Raw genomic sequence first — 18,953 nt, forward strand, 5'->3', positions numbered from 1 at the left:
CCGCCTCAATGTGTGGTCGCCAGCCCGAGGGCCGGAGTGGGTCTGTGGAACAGCTTCTCAAGGTACAAGTATATGACCGGCGTGGTGAACAGCGTCAGCGCCTGGCTCACCAGCAACCCGCCGACCACCGCGATGCCCAGGGGCTGGCGCAGCTCCGCGCCGGGGCCTGCGCCGAGCATCAGCGGGACTGCGCCCAGCAGCGCGGCGAGGGTGGTCATGATGATCGGTCGAAAACGCGTGACACAGGCTTCATAAATCGCATCCGCCGGTGCCAGCCCACGAACCCGTTGCGCTTCGAGGGCAAAGTCGATCATCAGGATGCCGTTTTTCTTGACGATGCCGATCAACAGCACCAGGCCGATCAAGGCCATGATGGAAAAGTCCTGGCCCAGCAGCCACAGCATGATCAACGCACCCAGGCCGGCCGAGGGCAGGGTCGAGATGATGGTCAGCGGATGCACGAAGCTCTCATACAGCACGCCGAGGATGATATAGACCGCCACCAGCGCCGCGAGGATCAGCCACGGCTGGCTGGCCAATGAACTCTGGAACGCCTGGGCCGCACCCTGGAAATTGCCAATGAGGGTGCTCGGCATGCCGATCTCGTTCTTGGCCTGGTCGAGCATGATCACGGCGTCGCCCAGGGCCACGCCCGGCGCGAGGTTGAACGACAGGTTGGCCGCCGGGAACATGCCGTTGTGGCTGATGGATAACGGCCCGACCGTCGGCGGGTCGACCTTGGCCAGCGCCGACAATGGCACCATTTCGCCGCTGAGGGGCGAGCGCAGGTAGAAGTAGTTCAGGCTCTCGGCCTTGCCCCGTTGCTGGCTGTCCAGTTCCAGCACCACCTGGTACTGGTTGGTCTCGGTCTGGAATTCATTGACCTGGCGCTGGCCGAACGCATCGTACAGCGCCTGGTCGACATCGGTGGCGGTCAGGCCGAATCGCGCGGCGGCCTGGCGGTCGATGCTGATGTGGGTGATGCTGCCGCCCAGTTGCAGGTCGTTGGACAGATCGCGGAAGGCCGGGTTGGTGCGCAGTTTTTCGGTCAGGCGCTGGGTCCAGGTGTTCAGGGTCGCGCCGTCGTTGCTCTTGAGCACGTACTGGTACTGGCTGCGGCTGGGCCCGGAGCTGAGGTTGATGTCCTGGCCGGCGCGCAGGTACAGCACGATCCCCGGTACCCGGGCCAGTTTGGCGCGGATCCGGTCGATAAACTGGCTGGCCGACACATCGCGATCACCGCGATCCTTCAGGGCAATCCAGAAGCGGCCGTTGGCGATGGTCTGGTTACTGCCGGTCACACCCACCGAGTGGGAGAAGTTTTCCACCGCCGGGTCGGCCTTGATGATTTCGGCCAGGGCCTGGTGCTTGGCCACCATGTCCGGGTAGGACACATCGGCCGCCGCCTCGCTGGTGCCAAGAATAAAACCGGTGTCTTGTACCGGGAAAAAGCCCTTGGGGATAAACACGTAGCCGGCCACGGCCAGGCCCAGGGTCACAGTGAAGATGCCGAGCATCGTGCGCGGATGGGCCAGGGCCCGGCGCAGGTTCCTCGCGTAACCGGCCAGCAGGCGTTCGCCAAAGCCCGGTTTGTCGTGGGGAGGTGGGCGGGGGCGCGCATAAACTGCCCGGCCAGCATCGGCGCCAGGGTCAGGGACACCACCACCGAAATCAGGATGGTCGAGGTCGCGGTCAGGGCAAATTCCTTGAACAGGCGCCCGACCACGCCGCCCATGAACAGCAACGGGATAAACGCGGCCACCAGCGAAAAGCTGATCGACACCACGGTAAAACCGATCTCGCCGGCGCCCTTGATCGCCGCTTCGCGCTTGTCCAGGCCCGCCTCAAGGTGACGGTGGATGTTCTCCACCACCACAATCGCATCGTCCACCACAAAACCCACGGCAATCACGATGGCCACCAGGGTCAGGTTGTTCAAACTGAAGCCCATCACATACATCAGGGCAAAAGTGGCCACCAGCGACACCCCCAGCACACTGGAGACAATCAGGGTTGCCGACCACTGGCGCAGGAACAGCGCCATCACCGCCACCACCAGCAACACCGCGATCAACAGGGTGATTTCCACTTCATGCAGCGAGGCACGAATGGTCTTGGTGCGATCCGACAGCGAGCTGACTTCCACCGACGCCGGCAGCATCGCCTGCAAGCGCGGCAGCTCGGCCTGAATGCGGTCCACGGTGTCGACGATATTGGCCCCCGGCTGGCGGAAAATCACCAGGTTGACCCCCGGCGTATCACCGGACCAGGCCTGCACGTAGGCGTTTTCCGAACCGTTGATCACCCGTGCCACGTCGCGTAACTGCACCGGCGCGCCGTCCTTGTAGGAAACAATCAGCTCGCCGTATTCCTCAGGATGAAACAGCTGATCGTTGGTCGACAGCGTCGATACGCTGTCGCGCCCATACAGCGCGCCCTTGGCCAGGTTCAGGCTCGACTGCTGCAGCACCAGGCGGATATCGGCCAGGGTCAGGCCGATGGCGGCGAGTTTGTCCGGCGAGGCCTGTACCCGGATTGCCGGGCGTTGCTGGCCGGTGATGCTGATCTGGCCGACGCCGTCGATCTGGCTGATCTGCCGGGCCAGCAGGGTTTCCACGTAGTCGCTCAGTTCGGTGCCGGGCATATTGTTGGAGCTGATACTGAGGATCAGCACCGGGCTGTCCGCCGGGTTGACCTTGCGCCAGGTCGGCAGGTTGGGCATATCGCTGGGCAACTTTCCGGCCGCCGTGTTGATCGCCGCCTGCACTTCCTGGGCGGCGGTGTCGATGCTCTTGTCGAGGGTGAATTGCAGGGTCAACAGGCTGGAGCCCAGGGCGCTGCTAGAGGTCATCTGGGTCATGCCGGGGATGGCACTGAATTGCACTTCCAGGGGCGTGGCCACCGACGAGGCCATGGTGTCGGGGCTGGCGCCGGGCAGTTGGGCGGTGACCTGGATCGTCGGGAACTCCGCCTCCGGCAATGGCGCGACGGGCAGGCGCGGAAAGGCGATCAAGCCCAGCAGCACCAGGGCAAAGGTCAGCAGCAGGGTGGCGACCGGATGGTCGACGCACCAGGCCGATACTGAACCACGGCCCTTCATGGCCGGGCCTGCGCTTGGGCGGTCTGGATCACCTGCGGCGGCTCCTTGAGCACCTCCACCTGGGCACCGGCCTTGAGGCGCGACTGGCCGTCGCTGACCAGCACATCACCGGCCTGCACACCGGTGACAATTGTCAGGTCGCTGTTCTGGTAGGTCACGTGCACCGGCACCACGTCCACCTTGTCGCCATTGACGCGGTACACGAAGTGCGAGTCCAGGCCGCGCTGGACCACGGTCGGCGGCACCACCAGGGCCGCCTTGTCGAGGGCGGTCTGGATCTTCACCGTGACCAGTTGCCCCGGCCACAGTGTTTGCGTGGCATTGCTGAATTCGGCCTTGGCGCGGATGGTGCCGGTGGTGGCGCTGATCTGGTTATCAATCAGGCTCAGGCGGCCTTTGCCGAGCAGGATGGCGGCCGGGCTGTCGGTGTCGGCGCCGAGGAACGCATCGACACTGGCCGGGTGTTGCGCGGCGATCAGGCCCTGCAGGGTCGGCAGCATCTGTTGCGGCAGGGAAAATTCCACGGCGATCGGGTCGATCTGCGTCACCGAGAACAGGCCCTGGGCATCGCTGGTACGTAGGAAGTTGCCTTCATCCACATTGCGAATCCCCACCCGCCCGCTGACGGGGGAGCGAATCTGTGTGTAGGAAAGCTGAACCTGGGCCGCATCAATTGCCGCCTGGTTACCCAGGGCCGTGGCCTTGAGCTGGTTGACCAGGGCTTGCTGCTGGTCGTAAGTCTGCTTCGACACGCCGTCGTCGATGCTCAGCTCTTTGTAGCGCTTGAGATTGACTTGTGCCACCTGCAACTGCGCCTGGCTTTCGCCCAACTGGGCCTTGGCCTGGTCAAGGCTGGCGCGGATCGCCCGGTCATCAATGCTCGCCAGCAGGTCGCCGGCCTTGACCCGTTGCCCCTCCTTGACCAGCAACTGGGTGAGAATGCCGTCGACCTGCGGGCGGATCACCACGCTATGCAGCGACAGTACCGAGCCGATACCGCTGACAAACCGTGGGATATCCTGCTGCGCGACACTGACCACCCGGACCGGGATTGCGCTGGAAGCCGACAGCTTGGTCTTGGCCGGCCGGGTCGCCACCCAGGCCACGACCGCCAGGGCCACGACGGCGAGCACAATCACGGTGGTTTTGCGTGGAATGGGCATGGTCTCGCGGCGTCCGGACAGGGAAAGGGAGGAGTGGAGGCTCTTTATAGCCTGTAAAGCCGGTCAGCAAAGTGACCGGTAACTGACAGGGCTGTCAGCAAAGGTCGACCATTCGTACGGGCAGTGGTTAAAGAACCAGGGCGCGCAGGTATACTGCGCGCCAGTGTGGCCCGCAAGTCGGGCCCGCGTCATTTTTTGCACGCTCCGGAGCTTCCATGAATTCCCCGACACAACCGCCTGTTGAAAGCGCCGAACTCGCTGATCCAGACAGCCTCGACAGTGAAGCCAAGCCGGTGATCCCGGCGTTCAAATTCCCCTTCAAGCCGGGTGAGCTGGCCGGGGCGAAAGACAGCAATCAGCCGTGGTACAAAAACGGCGCGAAGAACGGTCACACCAAGACCCCCGGCATGGCGCCGCCCGGCACCCGTCGTTCGATGGGCAAGCGCTGACTGCCTACAGCCATTGCTGACTTTTCGCCTTGTCGGCCCATGACCTTTTCTTGAAAGCTTGCTCGATACCCCTTCGCCGCGCCTGGTTGGCAGCACGGGGTGAAGGAGTGGGATTTTCAAGAAAGGGATGTCTTCATGGCTTGGGCAAAGATCTTTGTTTTATCCATTGGGGCGCTACTGTCGGGCGCCTTTCTGATAGGGCCGGTGGCCGCCGCGGCGCCGCGCAGCGAGATCCGCTTCGCGATTTCCCCTCTGTTTCCTCCCTATGAAAGCCGCAACGCCCAAGGGCAGTTGGTCGGCTTGAACATCGAACTGGGCAATGCCTTGTGCGCGCAACTCGATGTTCGCTGCACCTGGGTCGATCAAGTCTTCACCCATAGCATCGCAGCCCTTGAAAGCCGGCGTTTCGACGCAATCATGGGCATGGCTTCTACCCCGCAACGCCGGCAGTTGATCGACTTCACCGACGATTTGTACCCCCTGACCACGCACTTGGTGGCGCGCCGTTATTCCGGGCTGATGCCCACGGTACGCGCCCTCAAGGGCAAGCGCGTGGGGGTGTTGACCGGCAGCAATCGCGAAGCGTTCGCCCTGGCGCAATGGGCGCCGGCCGGGGTGATCATCAAGAGCTTCTGGCTCAATGACCAGTTGATCCGCAGCCTGGTGGCCGGTGATATTGACGCGACTCTGCAAGGTACAGCCGAAATTCGCCAGGAGCTGCTCGACACCGAGCAGGGGCAACCTTTCGATTTCGTCGGCCCGCCGGTCACCGGCCAACAGATGGGCACTGCCGTGGCCATCGGCGTGCGCAAGTCCGATCGTGAATTGCGCAGTGACCTTAACCGGGCGCTGGAGCAGCTCAAGCAGAGCGGCGAGCACCAGCGCATTCTGCGAGGGTATCTGCGGGAGGAACTCGACATTGCAGCGGCGCAACCGGGCGATGGGCCGCGCTTTTACCCCAGCGAGCTGACGCTGCCTTTTTCCGAGGCGGTGCGGGTCGGCGACACGTTGTACATCTCCAGTATCTCGGGGTTGGATATTCGCGGCAATCCGGTGAAAGGCGGGACGGGCGCACAGATGAAGCAGGTGATGAAGAACCTGCACGACCTGTTGGAGCGTCATCATTCGTCGTTGGATCGGGTGGTCAAATGCACCTTGATGCTGGCCGACCTGGATGATCTGGCTCTGGTCAATGAGGTGTACCTGGGCTACTTCGCCCGTAGCCGCTTGCCCGCCCGCAGCGTACTGGCCGTGCGCAGGTTGCCGCGCAGCGCACGGGTGGCGCTGGACTGTGTCGCCCTGATTGAGGAGTACCACGAGCCGCAGGCGCTGGCGCCGGGCAACTAAATGCGTGGAACATGAGCTGGATCAGTATTTGCTCAACCGGTGCGCTTAGAGTCGGTGCCCCTGCCGACTCCCCCAATAACTCCCGAGCGCGCTTTCCATGAAGATCAATCTCCCGGTCACGGGGCGAAATGTGGACATTGCCCAAGATGCCAACATTCTCTCGACCACCGACCTCGGCAGTTCGATTACCTACGCCAACCAGGACTTTATCGACGTCAGCGGCTACAGCCGCGAGGAGCTGCTGGGCGCGCCACATAATCTGCTGCGCCATCCGGACATGCCGTCGGCGGCCTTTGCCCATATGTGGCAGACCCTCAAAAGCGGTCGCTCGTGGATGGGCATGGTGAAGAATCGCTGCAAGAACGGCGATCACTACTGGGTCAGTGCCTATGCCTCGCCGGTCACCCGCGACGGCGTGGCGGTGGAGTACCAGTCCGTGCGGACCCGGCCCGATGCGCGGCGGGTGATGGCGGCGGAGCGCGTGTATGCCCGTCTGCGCACGGGCACTCGGCGCATGCGGCCGGTGCTGGAGATGCCCTTGAAGTTGTCGCTGGTCACCGGCGCGACATGCGCCTTGACCTGGGGGGCAGGGGTCGGCTTGGCGAGCTATCCGTGGGCGGTGCAAGTGCTGGGCCTGGCGGCGGTGGGCGCGGTGGGGATATTAGGCGTCAACCTGTTGTTGCGCCCCCTGCGGCAACTGAGCGAGCGGGCGCGGCAGATCGCCGATAATCCCGTCAGCCAGGCGATCTATACCGGGCGTGCGGATGAGCTGGGGCAAATCGAATTTGCCATGCAGATGCTTGAAGCCCAGGTGGGCGCGGTGGTCGGCCGGATTGGCGATGCATCGCAGCGTTTGTCCGGGCACGCCGCCGCCCTGGTCGAGCAACTGGACAGCAGCCACAGCAGCACCCTGGGCCAGCAGAGCCAGACCGACCAGGTGGCCACCGCCATCCACGAGATGGCGGCCAGCGTGGCGCAAGTCGCCAACCATGCCCAGCAAGCTTCGAAAGCCGCCGACCAGGCCGGCAGCGCGACCCGTGAAGGTCATCAGCGAGTGGACGAAAGCCGCGATGCGGTGCTGCGTCTGTCCCAGGAACTGGCCAGGGCCACCACGGTGATCCATCAATTGGAAAGCCATAGCGGTGATATTTCCGGTGTGCTGGAGGTGATCCGGGCGATTGCCGAGCAGACCAACCTGCTGGCCCTCAACGCGGCCATCGAGGCAGCGCGAGCGGGCGAACAGGGCCGTGGTTTTGCGGTGGTGGCCGACGAAGTGCGCGGCCTGGCACAACGTACCCAGCAATCGACCAATGAAATCCAGCGCATGATCAGCACCCTGCAGGGCGGCGCCCGGGATGCGGTGATGGCCATGGAACAGAGCAGCCAGCATGTCGAAGCCAGCGTCGATCACGCCCAGCGCGCCGCATCGGCCCTGGATGGCATCAGCCAGCGGGTCAACCAGATCACCGCCATGAGTGTGCAGATTGCCACTGCAGTGGAAGAACAGAGCGCGGTCAGCGAAGACATCAATCGCAATATTGTCGGCATCCGCAATGCCGGCGAAGCCACCGTCACTGCCGGTCAGCAGAGCCAGCTCAGCTCGGGCGACGTGGCGGCCCTGGCGGAAGATCTGCGGCGGCTGGCAGAAGAGTTCTGGGGCAAACGCCACTAGGTTGTGGCTGTGGCAAGCCCTGATGCCCTTCAGTTCATAGAGGGTGCAGGGCAATCAATAACCTGTGGCGAGGGAGCTTGCTCCCGTTGGGGCGCGAAGCGGCCCTAAAATGGGACTGCTACGCAGTCCAACGGGAGCAAGCTCCCTCGCCACAGTACAGCCCCAACCCATTTGACGCGCCTCAGGCAGCGCGCAAGGAGATAAACGCATAGTTGGCCGGCACCTCGGTGGCGATCTGTGCCCCGGCATCCAGCAACTGTTCGGCGATGTCCATGCCGGACACATGAAACACCCACTCATTGGCCATGGCCGGTTGTTCCACCGCCAATTCAATGGCCTGGGCAAACGCGCCCATATCCGGCAGGTACGCGGTAAAACCATCGCCCTTGAGCGCCGTGGTGCGAATCCCCAGCAGGGCGCACACCGCTTCCTTGGTCTGCACGTCGTCACGGTCGGCCTGGCGTGAGCGGCGGATCAGCTCCGCCAGTTCAGGGTCCACCAGTTCACCCCCGACGATCAGCGCCGGGCCCTGTTCCCAGGAGTGCGGCGGACAATCCTTGGCGGCCGGGTTCAGTGGGATATGCGGGTTGATCTCCATCGGGTAGATACGACAGACCAGCGGCCGCCGCTCATAGATGCCGCAGCGGTTGTCTTCGTCAAGATTCCGGCAGGGCCCCGCGTTGTAGGCGGCAAAAGTAATGGCCACAAACGCCTCGGTCGTGCCGCTGGGCACCACCACCGAACGCCGTTCGGCATGCTCGCGTTGTTGCAGCGGCAGGCCCAGGCCATTGCCCAGGAAGCCTTCCACCAGGACGATGACATTGCCGCCGTCCGCCGCCCACTGGCGGGCTTCGTCGAGTGTCAGGGGGACATGATGGTCGGTGCAGCATTTGCCGCAACCAACGCAGGAAAAATGGGTATTCATGGAAGATTTGCTACCAGGCCAGGTCAGAGGGCGCTCTTGGACGGTGACGGGTTTTTACCTCTATCCGCCGTTCAGAGACTCTGGAAGCAAGTTATGCGCCAGTGCCGGTCAGTCGTCGCTGACCACGTCGCGCAGCACAAACACCATGCCCGCACTTTCATACAGCTGGCGTGCGCGCAGATTGCTCTCCAGCACCTTGAGGTCCACATAGGGCTCGCCGCGTTGCTTGAACACCTGGAAGCTGTGCAGCAACAAGGCGCGACCCAGCCCCTGGCCCTGGGCACAGGGGTGAATGGCGAGATTCTTGATAAAGGCACTGGTCCAGCATTGGGCCACGCCAAGAATCCCTTCGGCGTTGCTGACCACCAGGCACAGCCTGGGGTCGAACTCTGCGTTGCTGATGAACTGCTGCTGCCAGGTGTCCAGGTTGGCGACATGGCCGCCGCCTTGTTCCTGGGTCATGCGTAACACCGCATGAATCGCCGGGGCCAGTTCGTCGCGGTAATGGTCCAGGCGGATGCCGGCCGGCCATTGCGGCGCGGGCAGGCTGGTGGTGAGGTCGCGGCGCAGCAGTCGGTAATACGCTGTCAATGTTTACAGGCCTTTTTGCGCCACGGTCTGGGCCGCGACCACCAGGCATTTGGTCAGCTCGGGTGACGAAAACTTGGTCAGCACCGAGTCGGCACCGGCCAGGCGGGCTTTTTCGCTGTTCATCGCGCTGTCCAGGGAGGTGTGCAACAGCACGTACAAATCCTGGAAATCCGGGGTTTCGCGCAGGGTGCGGGTGAGGGCGTAGCCGTCCATTTCCGACATTTCGATGTCAGACACCACCACATTGATCTGCCCGGCGCTGCCTTGCAGTTCCAGCAGCACGTCGATGGCCTCTTTGGCACTGCGAGCGGTGTGGCAGGTCAGGCCGAGGTTGCGCAGGGTGTGCACCGATTGCTGCAGGGCCACCTGGCTGTCGTCCACCACCAGGATGCGCGCATGGCCGAGCACTTCGGCTTCTTCCATGGTCAGGTCGGTCGGTGCCACTTCGATCTGCGCGGGGGCGATGGCGTGGATGACTTTTTCGATGTCCAGCACCTGCACCAGCACCCCGTCGACCTGGGTCACGCCGGTGATAAACGAGCGCGTACCGCCGGAACCAAAGGGCGGCGGACGGATATCGGTGGTCAGGCAATGCACGATCCGGCTCACCGCCTGCACATGCAGGCCCTGCTTGGAGCGGCTGACATCAGTGACGATCAGGCAACCGCCGTCGGGGTCTTGCAGGGGCATTTCGCCCAGCGCCCGGCTGAGGTCGATCACCGACAAGGCCGCGCCACGCAGGGTGGCGATGCCTTTGACGTGCGGGTGGGACTCCGGCAGCTTGGTCAGCGGCGGGCAGGGAATGATTTCGCTGACTTTCAGCAGGTTGATGGCCATCAGCTTGCCGCTGCGCAAGGTAAAGAGCAGAAGCGAGAGTGAATCTGCGCGGGCTTTGGTGGTGGACATAAAAACCTTCTGTGGATCAGCGATAACAATCTATAGCGGGTTATCGACGTTCGCGCCAAAAACTGTAGGGGCTGGCTTGCCAGCTCCTACAATGCCGATCAGCCTTTCCACACCTGCGGGTTCACCAGATCCTGCGGGCGCTGGCCCTGCAGGGCGCTGCGCAGGTTGTCCAGGGCACGGTTGGCCATGGCTTCACGGGTTTCATGGGTGGCCGACCCGATGTGCGGCAAGGTCACTGCATTGCTCAGTTGGAACAGCGGCGACTCGGCCAGGGGCTCGCGCTCATACACATCCAGCCCGGCGCCGCGAATGCGCTGGGTTTGCAGGGCTTCGATCAGTGCCGGCTCGTCCACCACCGGGCCTCGGGAAATATTCACCAGGATTGCGCTGGATTTCATCAGGCCCAACTCGCGATGGCTGATCAGGTGCTGGGTCTTTTCACTCAACGGCACCACCAGGCACACAAAATCCGCCTCGGCCAGCAACTGGTCCAGGCTGCGCATCTGCGCGCCCAGTTCCTGTTCCAGCGTGGTCTTGCGGCTGTTGCCGCTGTAGATAATCGGCATATTGAAGCCCAGGCGCCCACGGCGGGCGATGGCCGCGCCGATATTGCCCATGCCGACGATACCCAGGGTCTTGCCGTGTACATCACAGCCAAACAACGGCGCGCCGACGCTGGCTTTCCACTGCCCGGCCTTGGTCCAGGCGTCCAGCTCGGCCACGCGGCGGGCGCTGCTCATCAGCAGGGCGAAGGCCAGGTCGGCGGTGCTTTCGGTCAGCACATCGGGGGTGTTGGTGAGCATGACCCCGCGTTCGTTGAAGTAGTCCACGTCGTAGTTGTCGTAACCCACGGAGACACTGGACACCACTTCCAGCTTGCTCGCCCCTTCGAGCTGCGCCCGCCCGAGCTTGCGGCCGACGCCGATCAGGCCGTGGGCGTGGGGCAGGGCTTCAGTGAACTGCGCGTTGATATCACCCTGCTTGGGGTTGGGGACGATGACCTCGAAGTCCTGTTGCAGGCGTTCGATCATCGCGGGGGTGACACGGCTGAAGGCGAGGACAGTCTTTTTCATCGCAAGTGAGGCTCATCGACAGGGAAGAATGCCAAGCACGCTAACATTCCTCGCTGCGAATGTCAGGACACCGCTAGACCTCTGTGGGCACAGGGCAAAATGTGGGCGCTGGCTTGCCTGCGATGACGGCAGGTCAGCTACCCAGCCGCACCCCACCCAAACTGCCACTCAGTTCATACGCAACCAGTTCCGCCTGGTGCGCCGCGAGGATCTCCGGCAGCGAGCCGCGCAGGTATTCCACCCAGGTCTTGATCTTCGCATCCAGGTACTGGCGCGACGGGTAGATGGCGTACAGGTTCAGTTCCTGGGAGCGGTAATTCGGCATCATCCGTACCAGGGTGCCGTTACGCAGGCCTTCGATGGCCGCGTACACCGGCAGCAGGCCGACGCCCATGCCGCTGATGATCGCGGTCTTCATCGCGTCGGCGGAGTTCACCAGGAACGGCGAGCTGTTGATGCTCACGCTTTCCTGGCCGTCCGGGCCGTTGAAGGCCCATTTGTCCAACTGGATCACCGGGCTGACCAGGCGCAGGCAGGCATGGTTGAGCAGGTCACTGGGCCGCTGCGCGCAGCCGTTGGCTTTGACGTAGGCCGGCGAGGCACAGACGATGCTGTAGGTGATCCCCAGGCGTTGGGAGACAAACCCCGAGTCCGGCAGCTCGCTGGCGAGCACGATGGACACGTCGTAGCCCTCGTCCAGCAGGTCGGGCACGCGGTTGGCCAGGGTCAGGTCGAAGGTCACGTCGGGGTGGGTGCGGCGGTAGCGGGCAATCGCGTCGATCACGAAATGCTGGCCGATGCCGGTCATGGTGTGCACTTTGAGCTGCCCGGCGGGGCGTGCATGGGCGTCGCTGGCTTCGGCCTCGGCTTCCTCGACATAGGCGAGAATTTGCTCACAGCGCAATAAATAGCGCTTGCCGGCTTCGGTCAGGGCGATGCGGCGGGTGGTGCGGTTGAGCAAGCGGGTTTGCAGATGGGCTTCCAGATTGGAGACCGCGCGCGAGACGTTGGCCGTGGTGGTGTCCAGTTGTACGGCGGCGGCGGTGAAGCTGCCGGCCTCGGCGACACAACTGAAGGCGCGCATGTTTTGCAAAGTGTCCATGGGGTGCTCTCAAGGGAGATGGCAAATTGTGACACGAAGTTACGGGGGCGAGTGAGCCCGACCAATGGATTATCGCCTGAACGGTAATAAAGATTCACAGGAATCCCACCTTATCGCCATTCCCCGTGCCCCCTAGAATTGCCGCACCGTCCCCGCAACACCACCTCAGGAATTCGCAGCAGTGCCGCGTCGCATCAGCAGAGAGCTGAAGACTCTCAGTGTTTGGGCTTTATCGTTAGCAATCAGCGGCTGCATCGGAACCGGAGGAATTGCCCCCCAAGGCAAGCACCTCGCCGCCAATACCCTGGCCACCGACGACGCGATCCAGAGCGCCGCCCGGGATGCCCACTGGCCGACCAACCAGTGGTGGCAGGCCTATGGCGACCCGCAACTCAATCGGTGGATCGACCTCGCCGTACAAGGCAGCCCGAGCATGGCCGAAGCCGCCGCCCGGGTGCGTGAAGCACGGGCCATGGCCGGGTTGGCCGAGTCGGCCGAGGCTGTGCAGATCAACGGGGATGCCACCCTCAAGCGCCACAACTGGCCCAGCGATCAGTTCTACGGCCCCGGCAAGCTGGACAATTCCACCACCTGGGACAACAACGCTGCCCTGGGCCTGAGCTACGCCCTCGACCTGTGGGGCCGCGAGCGCAATGCGAGCGAGCGCGCCGTCGACCTGGCGCATAGGCGTGTCGCCCAGGCACGCCAGGCCCAGTTGGAATTGCAGAACAATGTGGTGCGCGCCTATATCCAGCTGTCGCTGCATTACGCCCAGCGCGATATCGTCGCCGCCACCCTGGCCCAGCAACAGCAGATCCTCGACCTGGCGCAAAAGCGCCTGGATGGCGGGATCGGCACGCACTTTGAAGTCAGCCAGGCCCAGACGCCGTTGCCGGAAACCCATCGGCAACTGGACGCCCTCGACGAAGAGATCGCCCTGACCCGCAACCAACTGGCGGCTTTGGCCGGCAAGGGGCCGGGGGAGGGTGCAACCTTGCAGCGGCCGACCCTGGCCCTCGGTGCGCCGCTGAAATTGCCCTCGGCACTGCCCGCGCAATTGCTCGGCCAGCGCCCGGACGTGGTCGCCAGCCGCTGGCAAGTCGCGGCCCAGGCCCGGGGGATTGACGTGGCCCACGCCGGTTTCTACCCCAACGTCGACCTGGTGGGCAGCCTCGGCTACGTCGCCACCGGCGGCGGCATGCTGGAGTTCCTCACCGGCAAGAAACTCAACTACAGCGTCGGCCCGGCGATCACCCTGCCGATCTTCGACGGTGGCCGCCTGCGTGCGCAATTGGGCGAGGCCAGCGCCGGCTACGACATTGCCGTGGCCCGCTACAACCAGACCCTGGTCAATGCACTCAAGGGCATCAGCGACCAACTGATCCGCCGCGAATCCATGGCCAAGCAGCAAACCTTCGCCGCCGAATCGCTGGCCTCGGCGCAGAAAACCTATGACCTCGCAATGATCGCCTATCAGCGCGGGCTGACCGATTACCTCAATGTGCTCAATGCCCAGACCCTGCTGTTTCGCCAGCAGCAGGTCGAGCAACAGGTCCAGGCCGCGCGCTTGAGCGCCCATGCCGAACTGGTGACAGCCCTGGGCGGTGGCCTGGGTGCTGGCAGCGATGCTCCGACACCCGATAAGACACTCCCGAGCAAGACCCCGGCGGCTTTGGCCGTGTTCGATCACTGATCAGGTTCCCCATGACTCCCTTGCCTGCACCGCTGCGTTGGCTGCATTCCCTGGAATGGCGCCGTGGCTTTTTCGACTGGGCGCGCAGTGATGGCGTGACCTGGGTGTATATCTTCAAAGTACTGATCGCCGCGTTTCTCACCCTGTGGCTGGCGATGCGCCTGGAACTGCCGCAACCGCGTACCGCGATGATCACCGTGTTTATCGTGATGCAACCGCAAAGCGGCCAGGTGTTTGCCAAGAGCTTCTACCGCTTCCTCGGCACCCTGGCGGGGTCGGCGGTGATGGTGTTGTTGATCGCCTTGTTTGCGCAAAACACCGAGCTGTTCCTTGGCGCGCTGGCGATCTGGGTCGGCGTGTGCACGGCCGGTGCCACCCGTAACCGTAACTTTCGCGCCTATGGTTTTGTGCTGGCCGGGTATACGGCGGCGATGGTCGGCCTGCCGGCGCTCGCCCACCCGGACGGCGCCTTTATGGCGGCGGTCTGGCGGGTGCTGGAAATCTCCCTGGGGATTTTGTGTGCGACCCTGGTCAGTGCCGCGATCTTGCCGCAAACCAGCAGCGCGGCCATGCGCAACGCCTTGTACCAGCGTTTCGGCACCTTCGCGCTGTTCGTCACCGATGGCCTGCGCGGGCGCAGCCAGCGTGAAGGTTTTGAAAGCAGCAACGTGCGCTTTATCGCCGAAGCCGTGGGCCTGGAAGGGCTGCGCAGCGTCACCGTATTCGAAGACCCCCATATGCGCCGGCGCAATGGTCGCTTGAGTCGCTTGAACAGTGAGTTCATGGGCATCACCACGCGCTTCAACGCCCTGCACCAGCTGCTCGAACGCCTACGCAGCGATGCCGCCGACCATGTGGTGGCCGCGATCAAGCCCGGCCTGCAGGACTTGGCCGAACTGCTCGATGGCTTCAGTGGGCGCGCCCTGACCAGCCCCGATGCTGCGCGCCTGGTGAGCCAACTGACGGCCTACAAGGAGAGCCTGCCGGCCAAGGTCCGCAGCCTGCGGGCGATGTTCCAGGAGAGCAGCCCGAGCGATGCCGAGCAGTTGGATTTCCACACTGCCTACGAGCTGCTGTACCGCTTTGTCGATGACCTGCACAACTATGCGCAGACCCATGCTTCCCTGGCCGAGCACAGCCACGCACGGGAGCACTGGGACGAGTCCTACACGCCGAAAACCAACTGGCTGGCCTGTGCCGCGTCGGGAATTCGCGCGTCATTCATTCTGCTGGTGCTGGGCAGTTACTGGGTGGCCACCGCCTGGCCCAGCGGCGCGACCATGACCCTGATCGCGGCAGCCACCGTGGGCCTGTCGGCCGCCACGCCGAACCCCAAGCGCATGGCCTTCCAAATGGCCTGCGGGACGCTGATCGGCGCCGTGGTGGGCTTTGTCGAAATGTTCTTCGTGTTTCCCTGGATCGACGGCTTTCCCTTGCTCTGCGTGATGCTCGCCCCGGTGATCGTGCTCGGTGCGTTCCTCTCGTCGCGCCCGCAATACGCCGGGGTCGGCCTGGGCCTGCTGATCTTTTTCAGTACCGGTTCGGTGCCGGACAACTTGACGATCTACAACCCCTACACCTTTATCAACGACTACATCGCCATGATCATCGGCATGCTGGTGTGCGCCGCGGCGGGGGCGATTATCCTGCCGCCCAACAGCCCTTGGCTGTGGCGCCGCCTGGAGCGCGACCTGCGTGAGCAAGTGGTATATGCCATCAGCGGCAAGCTCAAGGGCCTGGCCTCGGGTTTTGAAAGCCGCACCCGCGACCTGCTGCACCAGGCCTATGGCCTGGCCGCCGGCCAGCCACAGGTGCAACGCAACCTGTTGCGCTGGATGTTTGTGGTGCTTGAAGTCGGTCACGCGATCATTGAGTTGCGCAAGGAACAGGCGATTCTGCCGGTGCACCCGGCGTACGCTCAATCCCAGCCCTGGCGCCAGGCCATCCGGGTCATGGGGCGTTCGCTGGTGCGGCTGTTTTTGCAACCGAGCCAGAGCAACCTGGAGCGCGCCCTGGTGGCGGTCGATCACGCCATCAGCCGCGTGCAGGCCACCGACGAACCCTTCGCCCCGCACTTCGACACCTCGGCCCTGCGCCGGGTGAAAAGCTACCTGCACTTTATCCGCACCTCCCTGCTGGACCCGCAATCGCCCCTGGCTGCCTTCAAGCCTTCCGGAGTCGCCCATGCCTCGTGAAATCGCGTTCCACGGCATCTATATGCCGACCATGACCCTGATGTTTTTTATCGCCGCCGCACTGGCCTGGGCCCTGGATCGCTTCCTGGCGGGCTTTGATTTGTACCGTTTTTTCTGGCACCCGGCGCTGCTGCGCCTGAGCCTGTTCACCTGTCTTTTCGGCGCCATGGCGCTGACTGTCTACCGTTGAGAATGCCCCGATGAAAAAGTTTTTCAGCCTGCTCGCAACCCTGCTGGTTCTGGCCCTGGCGATCTGGATTGGCCGCACCTTGTGGGTCCATTACATGCAGACCCCATGGACTCGCGATGGCCGGGTGCGCGCCGACATCATCAACGTGGCCGCCGACGTCACCGGCGAAGTGGTGGATGTGCCGGTGCGTGACAACCAGTTGGTGAAAAAGGGCGACCTGCTGATGCAGATCGACCCCGAGCACTACCGCATCGCGGTCAAGCAGGCGCAATCTTTGGTCGCTTCACGCAAAGCCACCTGGGAGATGCGCAAGGTCAACGCCCACCGCCGTGCCGACCTCGACGCCCTGGTGATCTCCAAAGAGAACCGCGACGACGCCAGCAACATCGCCGACTCGGCCCTGGCGGACTACCAACATGCCCTGGCGCAACTGGAGGCCGCCGAACTGAACTTGAAACGCACGCAAGTCGTGTCAGCGGTCGACGGCTATGTCACCAACCTCAACGTGCATCGCGGCGACTATGCGCGCATTGGCGAAGCCAAGATGGCCGTAGTCGATATGAACTCGTTCTGGGTCTACGGCTTCTTCGAAGAAACCAAGCTGCCCCATGTGAAAGTCGGTGATAAAGCCGATATGCAACTGATGAGCGGCGAGACCCTCAAGGGCCATGTGGAAAGCATCTCCCGCGGCATCTACGACCGCGACAACCCCGAGAGCCGCGAACTGATCGCCGACGTGAATCCGACCTTCAACTGGGTACGCCTGGCCCAGCGGGTACCGGTGCGGATCCATATTGATGAAGTGCCGGAGGGGGTGTTGCTGGCGGCGGGGATTACTTGCACGGTGATCGTCAACCAGGCACAAAACTAAACAGAGGGCATCAGGCACGTCGCCTGCCGGCTCCTGCAGGGGAGGGTTATTGGCCCTGGATATAGGTCTCATGCAGGTGCCGCCACAGCAGTGCGCCGCTGGCCTGTTTCTCGAACACCACGGTGGCCCGGCGATCCGTCTGGCTGGCGCTGTGATCAACCTGATGCTCACGGTAGGTCACCGTGGCACCCCGCGCATGGCGGTCGATGCCGGTCAGTTCACTCAAGGTGATTTTCAATCCGGGCCGCATGCCGCCCAGGCGAGTGAACAGGGCCTGGACCCCGGCGGCATTCACCCGTGCGCCGGTGGCGGGGGCGATCATGCTGAACTCGGGGGAGAAGCGCGCCAGCAAGTTCTGCAGGGTGCCTTCGGGGGCTGTGCCGGCAAACCACTGCTCGATCTCGATGTGGGTCTGGATCACTTCTTCAAAAAAGTCGCTGTAATCAATCATCATTGAGTCTCGCTGGCTGGGTGAAGCAGTGCGCGAACCCTGGAGGTATCCAGGCTCAGCGCTGCGAAGAGCGGCAGCAGTGTCAGGGCTGCCGCGATCAAGAAGGTCATGGTGAAGGAATCCGAGGCCGATAGCACGGCGCTGAGTGCCGCTGCGCCGAGGCAAAAGCTCACTTGCCGATTGATATTCCACAGCGCGCTGGCGTGGCCCATGCGTTCGGCAGGAATATCCAGAAAGGCCAGGGTCTGCGCGGTGCTGCTGCACAGGCTGCCACCCAGGCCCATCAGGGCATAGGCGCCCACCAGCAGGGCGGGCTGGGCAGCATTGAGCAGCAGGATGCCGGCGCATTGCAAGGCCATGCCGGCCAGCAGCAATGGCTTGGGCCCGCACCGGCTGAACAACTGCTTGCTCAGGTAGATGGCCAGGGCCGAGGCCAGTGCCCACGGCAGCATCAAGGCCCCGGTGCGTGTCGCGTCGTATCCAAGGCCTCGCAGGTAGAGGATGGCGACCAGGCTGGTGCCGATAAAGACGCCGGGGATAAACAGATACACCAGCATCGCCACTCGCAGCATCGGGTGGCGGATCTGCTTGAACAGACTCCCCAAGGCCAGGGCCGGTCGCGAGGTTGCGGGCACATCGGGTTTTATCCACAGCAGTGCCAGCAGCAGGGTCAGGAGGGCCAATGGCAGGTTGGCATAGAAGATCCAGCGCCACGACACCGTGTCCACCAGCAAGCCGCCCAGCGCCGGGGAGAGTGCTGGCACCAGCAGCGTCACCGACATCACTCGGGCCGTCAGTTGGTGACGCTGCCCAGGGGCAAAGTGTCGGTACGCCAAGGCCTGGCCCACCGGTATCAGCAATCCACCCCCCAAGCCTTGCAACAGCCGCCAGCCGATCAGGGCCTGAATCGACTCGGCCTGGCCTACCAGCACCGATGCCATGCCAAACAGCCCCAGGCTCGCGGCGATCAAGCGCCGCTCGCCCAACACTGCGGCGAGCCAGACGCTCAGCGGAATAATCAGGGTCAGGCCGAGCAGGTATGCGTTGCTGATCCACGCCAATTGCGTGACCGAAGCCTGCAGTTCATGGGCGATATCCGGGTAGGCGACGGTGGCGACAAACATGTTCACCAGGTCCAGGGCGAAGCCCAGTAAAAAGATCCAGGCGACTTTCGAGCGGTAGGTCATAGGGGCGATCCAGCGTTTGAGGCTGGCAGGGTAGGCCG

The 18,953-nt window shown here is 63.5% G+C and carries 17 protein-coding genes; 7 read left to right on the top strand and 10 right to left on the bottom strand.

What is annotated here, in order from left to right; genetic code table 11:
• Positions 1-5: 5 nt before the first annotated feature.
• The 3 genes from JFT44_RS28845 to JFT44_RS02015 are packed head-to-tail and all read right to left on the bottom strand — an operon-like array spanning position 6 to position 4,263.
• Entirely contained in the window at positions 6-1,517 is a 1,512-nt protein-coding gene (locus JFT44_RS28845) for an efflux RND transporter permease subunit (protein WP_269835592.1), read from the bottom strand.
• Positions 1,496-3,100, bottom strand: coding sequence for an efflux RND transporter permease subunit (locus JFT44_RS28850; protein ID WP_269835593.1), 1,605 nt, complete (start codon positions 3,098-3,100; stop codon positions 1,496-1,498). The genes JFT44_RS28845 and JFT44_RS28850 overlap by 22 nt, the downstream gene beginning before the upstream one ends.
• Positions 3,097-4,263 carry an efflux RND transporter periplasmic adaptor subunit gene (locus JFT44_RS02015; protein WP_057958512.1) on the bottom strand — a complete coding sequence of 389 codons (1,167 nt, stop codon included), beginning with the start codon at positions 4,261-4,263 and terminating at the stop codon, positions 3,097-3,099. The genes JFT44_RS28850 and JFT44_RS02015 overlap by 4 nt, the downstream gene beginning before the upstream one ends.
• 215 nt (positions 4,264-4,478) lie before the next feature.
• Here JFT44_RS02015 and JFT44_RS02020 point away from each other — a divergent pair, with 215 nt between their 5' ends.
• From JFT44_RS02020 to JFT44_RS02030, 3 genes are all read left to right on the top strand, one after another.
• On the top strand, positions 4,479-4,712 hold the full coding sequence (locus tag JFT44_RS02020) for a hypothetical protein (RefSeq protein WP_057438192.1): 234 nt from the start codon (positions 4,479-4,481) through the stop codon (positions 4,710-4,712).
• A 135-nt stretch (positions 4,713-4,847) separates the two neighbouring features.
• A complete protein-coding gene (locus JFT44_RS02025) occupies positions 4,848-6,059 on the top strand; it encodes a transporter substrate-binding domain-containing protein (protein ID WP_057958513.1) in 1,212 nt (403 codons plus the stop codon).
• 97 nt (positions 6,060-6,156) lie between these two features.
• Complete coding sequence (locus JFT44_RS02030; protein ID WP_057958514.1) at positions 6,157-7,731, top strand: PAS domain-containing methyl-accepting chemotaxis protein; 1,575 nt, start codon at positions 6,157-6,159, stop codon at positions 7,729-7,731.
• A gap of 181 nt (positions 7,732-7,912) precedes the next feature.
• Here JFT44_RS02030 and JFT44_RS02035 read toward each other — a convergent pair whose 3' ends face one another.
• The 5 genes from JFT44_RS02035 to JFT44_RS02055 all read right to left on the bottom strand — a co-directional run bounded on the left by JFT44_RS02035 (position 7,913) and on the right by JFT44_RS02055 (position 12,328).
• Complete coding sequence (locus JFT44_RS02035; RefSeq protein WP_057958515.1) at positions 7,913-8,656, bottom strand: YkgJ family cysteine cluster protein; 744 nt, start codon at positions 8,654-8,656, stop codon at positions 7,913-7,915.
• 108 nt (positions 8,657-8,764) lie between these two features.
• Complete coding sequence (locus JFT44_RS02040; protein WP_198830305.1) at positions 8,765-9,247, bottom strand: N-acetyltransferase; 483 nt, start codon at positions 9,245-9,247, stop codon at positions 8,765-8,767.
• A gap of 3 nt (positions 9,248-9,250) precedes the next feature.
• A complete protein-coding gene (locus JFT44_RS02045; protein WP_057438202.1) occupies positions 9,251-10,153 on the bottom strand; it encodes a chemotaxis protein CheV in 903 nt (300 codons plus the stop codon).
• Between the two features lie 98 nt (positions 10,154-10,251).
• Positions 10,252-11,226, bottom strand: a complete 975-nt coding sequence (locus tag JFT44_RS02050; RefSeq protein WP_057958517.1) for a D-glycerate dehydrogenase — start codon at positions 11,224-11,226, stop codon at positions 10,252-10,254.
• A gap of 133 nt (positions 11,227-11,359) precedes the next feature.
• Positions 11,360-12,328: a LysR family transcriptional regulator gene (locus tag JFT44_RS02055; protein ID WP_057958518.1), complete on the bottom strand. Its 969-nt coding sequence runs from the start codon at positions 12,326-12,328 to the stop codon at positions 11,360-11,362.
• A 181-nt stretch (positions 12,329-12,509) separates the two neighbouring features.
• Here JFT44_RS02055 and JFT44_RS02060 point away from each other — a divergent pair, with 181 nt between their 5' ends.
• From JFT44_RS02060 to JFT44_RS02075, 4 genes are read left to right on the top strand one after another with little or no spacing between them, the layout of a single operon-like run.
• Complete coding sequence (locus tag JFT44_RS02060) at positions 12,510-14,021, top strand: efflux transporter outer membrane subunit (RefSeq protein ID WP_198830306.1); 1,512 nt, start codon at positions 12,510-12,512, stop codon at positions 14,019-14,021.
• Positions 14,022-14,032: 11 nt separating this feature from the next.
• Positions 14,033-16,216 carry an FUSC family protein gene (locus JFT44_RS02065; protein ID WP_057958520.1) on the top strand — a complete coding sequence of 728 codons (2,184 nt, stop codon included), beginning with the start codon at positions 14,033-14,035 and terminating at the stop codon, positions 16,214-16,216.
• A complete protein-coding gene (locus JFT44_RS02070; RefSeq protein ID WP_057438206.1) occupies positions 16,206-16,406 on the top strand; it encodes a DUF1656 domain-containing protein in 201 nt (66 codons plus the stop codon). The genes JFT44_RS02065 and JFT44_RS02070 overlap by 11 nt, the downstream gene beginning before the upstream one ends.
• 10 nt (positions 16,407-16,416) lie before the next feature.
• Positions 16,417-17,277 (top strand): HlyD family secretion protein, encoded by an 861-nt coding sequence (locus tag JFT44_RS02075; RefSeq protein ID WP_057438208.1) that lies wholly within the window; start codon positions 16,417-16,419, stop codon positions 17,275-17,277.
• Between the two features lie 46 nt (positions 17,278-17,323).
• On the opposite strand, the gene JFT44_RS02080 is transcribed toward JFT44_RS02075, so the two are convergent.
• Entirely contained in the window at positions 17,324-17,728 is a 405-nt protein-coding gene (locus tag JFT44_RS02080) for a hypothetical protein (protein ID WP_057438390.1), read from the bottom strand.
• Positions 17,728-18,915 carry an MFS transporter gene (locus JFT44_RS02085; protein ID WP_057958521.1) on the bottom strand — a complete coding sequence of 396 codons (1,188 nt, stop codon included), beginning with the start codon at positions 18,913-18,915 and terminating at the stop codon, positions 17,728-17,730. Before JFT44_RS02085 ends, JFT44_RS02080 begins: the two co-directional genes overlap by 1 nt.
• Between the last annotated feature and the right edge of the window lie 38 nt (positions 18,916-18,953).

Source organism: Pseudomonas sp. MF5691 (assembly GCF_016405645.1).
GTDB classification, from domain to species: Bacteria; Pseudomonadota; Gammaproteobacteria; order Pseudomonadales; family Pseudomonadaceae; genus Aquipseudomonas; species Aquipseudomonas shahriarae.

Excerpts from the sequence above, each read along its gene's own strand:
- JFT44_RS28845 (WP_269835592.1), bottom strand. The coding sequence starts at position 1,517 with ATGCTCGGCATCTTCACTGTGACCCTGGGCCTGGCCGTGGCCGGCTAC.
- JFT44_RS28850 (WP_269835593.1), bottom strand. The coding sequence starts at position 3,100 with ATGAAGGGCCGTGGTTCAGTATCGGCCTGGTGCGTCGACCATCCGGTC.
- JFT44_RS02015 (WP_057958512.1), bottom strand. The coding sequence starts at position 4,263 with ATGCCCATTCCACGCAAAACCACCGTGATTGTGCTCGCCGTCGTGGCC.
- JFT44_RS02020 (WP_057438192.1), top strand. The coding sequence starts at position 4,479 with ATGAATTCCCCGACACAACCGCCTGTTGAAAGCGCCGAACTCGCTGAT.
- JFT44_RS02025 (WP_057958513.1), top strand. The coding sequence starts at position 4,848 with ATGGCTTGGGCAAAGATCTTTGTTTTATCCATTGGGGCGCTACTGTCG.
- JFT44_RS02030 (WP_057958514.1), top strand. The coding sequence starts at position 6,157 with ATGAAGATCAATCTCCCGGTCACGGGGCGAAATGTGGACATTGCCCAA.
- JFT44_RS02035 (WP_057958515.1), bottom strand. The coding sequence starts at position 8,656 with ATGAATACCCATTTTTCCTGCGTTGGTTGCGGCAAATGCTGCACCGAC.
- JFT44_RS02045 (WP_057438202.1), bottom strand. The coding sequence starts at position 10,153 with ATGTCCACCACCAAAGCCCGCGCAGATTCACTCTCGCTTCTGCTCTTT.
- JFT44_RS02050 (WP_057958517.1), bottom strand. The coding sequence starts at position 11,226 with ATGAAAAAGACTGTCCTCGCCTTCAGCCGTGTCACCCCCGCGATGATC.
- JFT44_RS02055 (WP_057958518.1), bottom strand. The coding sequence starts at position 12,328 with ATGGACACTTTGCAAAACATGCGCGCCTTCAGTTGTGTCGCCGAGGCC.
- JFT44_RS02065 (WP_057958520.1), top strand. The coding sequence starts at position 14,033 with ATGACTCCCTTGCCTGCACCGCTGCGTTGGCTGCATTCCCTGGAATGG.
- JFT44_RS02070 (WP_057438206.1), top strand. The coding sequence starts at position 16,206 with ATGCCTCGTGAAATCGCGTTCCACGGCATCTATATGCCGACCATGACC.
- JFT44_RS02075 (WP_057438208.1), top strand. The coding sequence starts at position 16,417 with ATGAAAAAGTTTTTCAGCCTGCTCGCAACCCTGCTGGTTCTGGCCCTG.
- JFT44_RS02080 (WP_057438390.1), bottom strand. The coding sequence starts at position 17,728 with ATGATTGATTACAGCGACTTTTTTGAAGAAGTGATCCAGACCCACATC.
- JFT44_RS02085 (WP_057958521.1), bottom strand. The coding sequence starts at position 18,915 with ATGACCTACCGCTCGAAAGTCGCCTGGATCTTTTTACTGGGCTTCGCC.